General features: G+C 69.7%; 7 protein-coding genes and 1 pseudogene. 4 read left to right on the top strand and 4 right to left on the bottom strand.

All coding sequences use genetic code 11. The features are described from left to right. Positions 1 to 620: 620 nt before the first annotated feature. The 3 genes and pseudogenes from ABZ319_RS39625 to ABZ319_RS39615 form a co-directional block, all read right to left on the bottom strand. A pseudogene (locus tag ABZ319_RS39625) lies at positions 621 to 1,106 on the bottom strand (shikimate kinase); the annotation flags it as partial. 29 nt (positions 1,107 to 1,135) lie between these two features. Continuing rightward, entirely contained in the window at positions 1,136 to 2,344 is a 1,209-nt protein-coding gene (gene aroC, locus ABZ319_RS39620; RefSeq protein WP_354991742.1) for a chorismate synthase, read from the bottom strand. 84 nt (positions 2,345 to 2,428) lie between these two features. Then, a complete protein-coding gene (locus tag ABZ319_RS39615) occupies positions 2,429 to 2,890 on the bottom strand; it encodes an A24 family peptidase (RefSeq protein WP_354991741.1) in 462 nt (153 codons plus the stop codon). A 151-nt stretch (positions 2,891 to 3,041) separates the two neighbouring features. Between ABZ319_RS39615 and ABZ319_RS39610 the strand changes: the two genes are divergently transcribed. From ABZ319_RS39610 to ABZ319_RS39595, 4 genes are read left to right on the top strand one after another with little or no spacing between them, the layout of a single operon-like run. Continuing rightward, the gene (locus ABZ319_RS39610) at positions 3,042 to 4,166 is read left to right on the top strand and encodes a Xaa-Pro peptidase family protein (protein ID WP_354991740.1); all 1,125 of its coding nucleotides are present in this window, start codon (positions 3,042 to 3,044) and stop codon (positions 4,164 to 4,166) included. 60 nt (positions 4,167 to 4,226) lie between these two features. Then, positions 4,227 to 4,790 carry an elongation factor P gene (gene efp, locus ABZ319_RS39605; protein ID WP_354991739.1) on the top strand — a complete coding sequence of 188 codons (564 nt, stop codon included), beginning with the start codon at positions 4,227 to 4,229 and terminating at the stop codon, positions 4,788 to 4,790. A gap of 19 nt (positions 4,791 to 4,809) precedes the next feature. Then, positions 4,810 to 5,322, top strand: a complete 513-nt coding sequence (gene nusB, locus ABZ319_RS39600; protein ID WP_354991738.1) for a transcription antitermination factor NusB — start codon at positions 4,810 to 4,812, stop codon at positions 5,320 to 5,322. A 17-nt stretch (positions 5,323 to 5,339) separates the two neighbouring features. Further along, complete coding sequence (locus tag ABZ319_RS39595; protein WP_354991737.1) at positions 5,340 to 5,597, top strand: YciI family protein; 258 nt, start codon at positions 5,340 to 5,342, stop codon at positions 5,595 to 5,597. A gap of 3 nt (positions 5,598 to 5,600) precedes the next feature. On the opposite strand, the gene ABZ319_RS39590 is transcribed toward ABZ319_RS39595, so the two are convergent. Further along, on the bottom strand, positions 5,601 to 6,464 hold the full coding sequence (locus ABZ319_RS39590) for an SDR family oxidoreductase (protein ID WP_354991736.1): 864 nt from the start codon (positions 6,462 to 6,464) through the stop codon (positions 5,601 to 5,603). Positions 6,465 to 6,711: the final 247 nt, after the last annotated feature.

Raw genomic sequence — 6,711 nt, 5'->3', positions numbered from 1 at the left:
GGTCCGGCCGGGCGGCGGCCCCGTCGGCGGGAGCGGCGGCCGCGTCCGGCCGTGGAATCGCCGGTGGGTCCGGTGCCTTCCGCGGTGCCGGTGCCCGCTGTGGTGACCGGCTCGGCGGAGCCGGATCCCGCGGGGGTGACGGCCGCACCTGCATGCGCAGCCACGCCGGAACCGGTGGCCGCGCTCGACCCGGGAGCGGTTTCCGGCACGACACCGGCCGAACCCAGGCCGGACCCTGCCGTACCGGGTGATGCTGTCGCCGAACCGGTTTCAGCACCCGTGCGGGTGCCGTCGGCCGCCTGGGGCGTGCCGCCGTTCGCCGCCGCCTGCGACTTGCGGCCCCGTCCGCGGCCGCGTCGGCGGCGCGACGGGGTCTCGCCCTTGCCCGGCGCCGGAGCCCCGGTGCCGTCGCCGGCGGACGTCGGATTCGCCGTCGAGTCCGCCGAATCCCGTTCGGCGGCGGTCGCGGTGGTCCCGGTGGCCGCCTGCTGCGAATCCCCGCGACCCCGGCCGCGCCGGCGACGCCGGCGTGAGCGGGAACGGGTGGACGCGCCGGTTTCAGTGGCGGGCGTGGGCAGCTCGATGACGAGTTCCTCGGGCGGGAGGGTGGACTCCAGTCCCAGTTTGCCCAGGATCATGCGCACCACGCGACCCGGGCTGCGGCCGTCGGTGCGCACGCGCACCGAGGCCACCTCGCGGTACAGCGGGCGGCGGATCTTCATGAGCTCGCGGTACTTGGCGGCGGGATCGTCGCCGTTCAGCAGGGGACGGTTGGTGCTGGCCCCGGTGCGCCGAAGTCCTTCGCCCACACTGATTTCCAGGTAGACGACGGTGCGCCCGCGCAGCAGTTCGCGGGTGGCGTCCGAGAGCACCGAGCCGCCGCCGAGCGAGACGATGCCGTGCCCGGCCAGCACCGCGGCCCGCACCACCTCTTCCTCGATGCGGCGGAATTCGGGTTCGCCGTCCTGAGCGAAGATCTCGGGAATGGTGCGCCCGGTCTCCTCCTCGATCCCGGCGTCGGTGTCATAGAGGTCCACGCCGAGTTCGCGGGCGAGCTTGCGGCCGATCGTCGACTTGCCCGCGCCGGGCGGACCGACCAGCACCACACTCGGCGGCCGCTGGTCGGCTGCCTCTGTCACTGTGGCGCGTTGCCCGAGGGAACGTGCGGGCGCGCGTTGATTCGCTTCACATAGCTGGTGACGTTGTCGACGGTCTCGGCCAGCGAGTCGCCGCCGAACTTCTCCAGCACGGCCTGCGCGACGACGAGCGCCACCATGGCCTCGGCGACCACGCCGGCGGCGGGCACCGCGCACACGTCCGAGCGCTGATGGATGGCGACGGCCTCGTCACCGGTCGACATGTCGACGGTGGCCAGCGCGCGGGGCACCGTGGAGATCGGCTTCATGGCGGCGCGCACGCGCAACGCCTCGCCGTTGGTCATGCCGCCCTCGAGCCCGCCCGCGCGATTGGTCGAGCGCAGCACGCCGTCGGGGCCGGGCTTCATCTCGTCGTGGGCCTGGCTGCCGCGGCGTCGCGCGGTCTCGAACCCGTCGCCGACCTCGACGCCCTTGATGGCCTGAATGCCCATGAGCGCGGCCGCGAGTCGCGAATCCAGGCGAGCCTCACCGCTGGTGAACGAGCCCAGGCCGACGGGCAGACCGTCGATGACGACCTCGACGACGCCGCCGAGGGTGTCGCCGTCCTTCTTGGCGGCCTCGATCTCGGCGATCATGGCCGCTTCGGCGGTCTTGTCGAACGCGCGCACCGGGCTCTCGTCGATGGCGGCCAGATCGGCGGCCGAGGGCACGAAGCCGGTGGTGTCGGCGGCCGTGCCGATCGAGATCACGTGCGAGATGACCTCGACCCCGAGCGCCTGGCGCAGGAAGTTCTTGGCGACGGTGCCCGCCGCGACGCGCGCGGCTGTCTCGCGGGCGCTGGCGCGCTCGAGGACGTTGCGGGCATCGTCGAAGCCGTACTTGAGCATGCCCGAGTAGTCGGCGTGGCCCGGGCGCGGACGGGTGAGCGGGGCATTGCGCGCGAGCTCGGCGAGCTCGTCGGCGTCCACCGGATCGGCGGACATGACCTGGGTCCACTTGGGCCACTCGGAGTTCGCGACCTCGACCGCGACCGGTCCGCCCATGGTGCGACCGTGCCGCACGCCACCGACGAGGGTGACCGCGTCGGCCTCGAACTTCATCCGCGCGCCACGGCCGTAGCCGAGTCGGCGCCGCGCCAACTGTGCGGCAACATCGGCAGAGCTCACCTCGACTCCGGCCACCATCCCCTCGAGGATCGTGACAAGAGCAGGACCATGGGATTCCCCGGCAGTTATCCAGCGCAACACGGAATACATCTTTCCATGGGAATCCCGTTACCCGGACATGCAGGTCCGGCGCGAGCCCGAACCCGGGCCCCGGCGGCGACCCGTTCACGCTGCGGAGACCAGTGCCAGCAAACTCGCCGCGCACATCGCCGGGCCGTGCGGCACCGTGCGGTCCGCGATCGTCGAAAGCGGGGAATCCCGTGGTCGAGCGGCCTGTACGAGCGCCGGCGCGAGGCTCGCGGCGGCGGTGAGCGCGGGCGCGGCCAGGGCCGCCCACACCCACGCGTGCGCTCCGCCGAGCGCGGTGGCCGCGCCCAGACCAGCGGCGAGTTTCACATCTCCGGCGCCGAGCGCGGCCGGTGCGCAGAGATGAACCAGTAGATAAGGACAGACCAGCAGTAGCGCCCCGAGCGCCGCTGTCCCGGCGCGGCCCTGCAGGAACCCGTAGCCGAGCACCCCGGCCACCCCCGGTGCGGTGAGCGCGTTGGGCAGCCGCCGCTCGCGCAGATCGATCCGGCTCAGCACCGCGCACCAGAGGGTGAGTACGACCAGCCCCGCGATCTCCATGCGTCGAGCCTGCTCCGAATCCGGCCCGTCCGGCGCCGCGGATCGCGAAATGTGGACAACCCCTTGGCATGTGAACACCCGAGGTTTCGCCTACACCCCGATTGACGTGTTGCATGTCCGTGTTGCCGCGTGTCAGCGGTAGCTTTGACGCATGTGTGCTGACCACGATCCGGCCGGTCGCCCCGACTACGCGGTGCGCCGGGCCAACCTGCGGAACCTGCTGGTCGAGAACCGCGTCGACGCTCTGCTGGTGACCGATCTGATCAATATCAGGTACCTCACCGGATTCACCGGTTCCAATGCCGCGCTGCTGGTGTACGCCTGGGACAGCGGCGAGGACCGCACCGTGCTGTGCACCGACGGCCGGTACATCACCCAGGTCGGCGAGCAGGCCCCGGATCTGCGCGCGGAGATCAATCGCGCCAGCGCCCGCCGGGTCATCGAGATCGCGGGGGAGTGGCAGACCGGACGGGTCGGGTTCGAGAGTCACGTCGTCACCGTCGACCAGCATCGCGGTTTCGTGAATCAGGGCTGCGGCCTGGATCTGGTTCCGGTCGCGGGTCTGGTGGAACAGCTGCGCATGGTCAAGGACGCGGTCGAGGTGGAGTTGCTGCGCCGGGCCTGCGACGCCGCCGACGCGGCGCTGGCGGTATTGCTGGAACGTGGCGGCATCCGTCCCGGCCGTACCGAACGCCAGGTCGCCCGGGACCTGGAATGGCTGATGTTCGAGCACGGCGCGGACGCGGTCTCCTTCGAGACCATCGTGGCCGCGGGCGCGAATTCGGCCGTGCCGCATCATCGTCCGACCGAGGCCGTACTGGCCGCCGGCGACTTCGTGAAACTCGATTTCGGCGCGACGGTCGCCGGGTATCACTCCGACATGACCCGCACCTACGTCCTCGGGCAGCCCTCGGACTGGCAGCGAGAGATCTACGATCTGGTTCACGCTGCTCAGCGGGCCGGATGCGATGCACTCGCGCCGGGCGCGTCGACCCGGGCGGTGGATCGGGCCGCGCGGTCGGTGATCGAGGCGGCGGGCCACGGGGCGCTGTTCGTGCACGGCCTCGGACACGGGGTCGGACTGCAGATCCATGAAGCGCCCGGACTCGCCAAAACGGGCACGGGTACACTTCTCGGTGGCGTGGCGGTGACCGTCGAGCCAGGTGTGTATTTCCCCGGCCGTGGCGGAGTCCGGATCGAGGATACGCTCGTGGTTCGCCAAGGGGGCCCGGAGCTGCTCACCCGCACCAGCAAAGACCTTACCGTCGTCGAATGACGTCGGTTTGCCAGCACGGCGAGCCGTGAATGGAAAACGAGAACAGGAGATCCGAGGACAGTGGCGGATACCAGCGACTTCAAGAACGGCCTCGTGCTGAAGATCGACAATCAGCTGCAGCAGATCGTCGAGTTCCAGCATGTGAAGCCCGGTAAGGGTCCCGCCTTCGTGCGCACCAAGCTGAAGAACGTCGTGTCCGGCAAGGTCGTCGACAAGACCTTCAACGCCGGCGTCAAGGTGGAGACCGCGACCGTCGATCGTCGCGACATGACCTTCCTGTACCACGACGGCTCGGACTACATCTTCATGGACGGCGACACCTACGACCAGATTCATCTGGGCGAGCAGTTGCTGGGCAAGAGCGCGGGCTTCCTGCTGGAGAACATGGGCGTGCAGATCGCGATGCACGAGGGCGAGGCGCTGTTCGTCGAGCTCCCGGTCTCCATCGAGGCCGTCGTCACCCACACCGAGCCGGGCCTGCAGGGCGACCGCTCGAGCGCCGGCACCAAGCCCGCCACCATCGAGACCGGCGCCGAGATCCAGGTCCCGCTGTTCATCAACGTGGGCGACAAGCTCAAGGTCGATACGCGCGACGCCTCCTACATCTCCCGCGTCAACTCCTGACGCGCGGAGAATGGTGACCGTGGCCAATCAGCCCCAGGACAAGAAGCCGGGCTTCAAGAAGCTCGGTGCACGGCACAAGGCGCGCCGCCGTGCCGTGGATCTGCTCTTCGAGGCCGAAGCTCGGGATATCGATCCCGCCGAGCTGCTCGCCGAACGCGTGTCGCTCTCGGTGCGTGACGATTCGGTGGCCCCGGTGAATCCGTACACCCGGGTGCTGGTCGAAGGCGTCGCCGACGATCTCGACCGGGTGGACGGCACCATCGAGTCCTATCTGCAGGATTGGACGCTGCCCCGGCTCCCCGCCGTGGACCGCGCCATTCTGCGGGTGGCGGTGTGGGAGTTGTTCCACGCCAACGACGTCCCGCCCGTGGTGGCCGTGGACGAGGCGGTGGAGCTGGCCAAGGAGCTGTCCACCGACGATTCCCCCTCGTTCATCAACGGGGTGCTCGGCCAGGTGGTGACGGTGGCTCCGCAGGTGCGGGCCGCGGCCGCCGCCACGCGCGCACCGCGCGCGGGCGACGAACAGCAGTAGCGAAGGAGAAGCGCAGGGTGCGCAAGTATTTGGTTCTGGCCATGCGCACCCCGCGCTTCGATTCGTCCGTGGCGCAGCCGCATCGCGAATGGCTCGAGGGCGTTCGCGCCAACGGTCAATTGGTCGAGACCGGCAAGTTCACCGACGGTTCCGGTGGCGCGTACGTCATTCTCGCCGAATCGCTCGACGCCGCACGGGATCTGGTTTTCACCGATCCCATTCACGCCACCGGCGCGTCCGAACTCACCGTGTACGAGTGGGAGATCACCGGCTGATTCTCAGTGGTGGTGCTGGTGTTCCTCCACCCAGCCCGCGGTGACCATCTGCACCGCCGAGCCGTCCAGGTCGGCGAGCTTCACCCCGGTGAATCCGCGTGCCCAGGACGAGGTTTGCACCCGGAACGCGGGTTCTTCCGCGGTCAGGGTCGCGATGATGGGCGCGGCCGCCTCCTCGGAGGTCTGAGCGTTGCGGAACGCCCCGACGGTGCGTTCGACATAGTGCTTCAGCGCCGGCGCGTACGGGCCCGCCGCGGCGATCATCGCCGGGATGTCGAGTTGCTGGCCCGCGATGAATTCGCTTGCCACCGCGCCGGGTTCGACCACCGAGATCTTGACGCCGACCGTGGCCGCCACCGGAGCGAGGGATTCCATGAACCCCTCCACGGCGAACTTGGCCGCGCAGTACGCCTCGTTGAACGGCTGCCCGATCACGCCGCCGACGCTGGTCACGGTGATGATCCGGCCGCCGGATTCACGCAGCAGCGGCATGGCCGCCCGGGTGACCTCCACGACGCCGAAGTAGTTGACCTCCATGGACTTCCGGATGACGTCCATGCCCATCTGCTCGACGGTGCCCACGAAGCCCGCGCCCGCGTTGTTGACCACCGCGTCGAGCCGCCCGTGCTCGGCGACGACCTTCTTCAAGCAGCTCGCGATCGAATCCGGTTCGGTCACATCGAGTTCCTCGATCTGTAAGCGCTCGGTGACCCCGGCCCGCTCGGCCGCCGCCCGTAAGTCGTCACCGCGCCCGGTGTCGCGCATGGTCGCCACCGTGTGCCATCCGGCATCGGCCGCCGCGACCGCGGCGGCCAGCCCGATACCCGAGGAGGTGCCGGTAATGAGAACGATCTTCGAGCTGCCCATCGGGGCCTCGCTTCCGGACTCGTGATTCGACACTGCTGTCGCTGGTACGCACTCTATGCGCGGCCGGCGGGATATTCGGGCATTCCGTCCGGCACGACCGATATCCCCCGACTCGGGTGCCCGGGAGCGGGTCGGGTCTGCGCGCTGTGTGCCCGGGCCGGAGTAGCCGCGAGCTGTTCCTGCGCCCGATCCCCCGCACCCCGGGAGGTCAGCGCAGTTTCGACTCGTTCGATGTGGAATGGCTGCT

It is taken from the genome of Nocardia sp. NPDC005978 (genome assembly GCF_040614455.1).
In the GTDB taxonomy this organism is placed as follows: domain Bacteria; phylum Actinomycetota; class Actinomycetes; order Mycobacteriales; family Mycobacteriaceae; genus Nocardia.
This window is presented reverse-complemented; position numbering and strand designations above follow the sequence as displayed.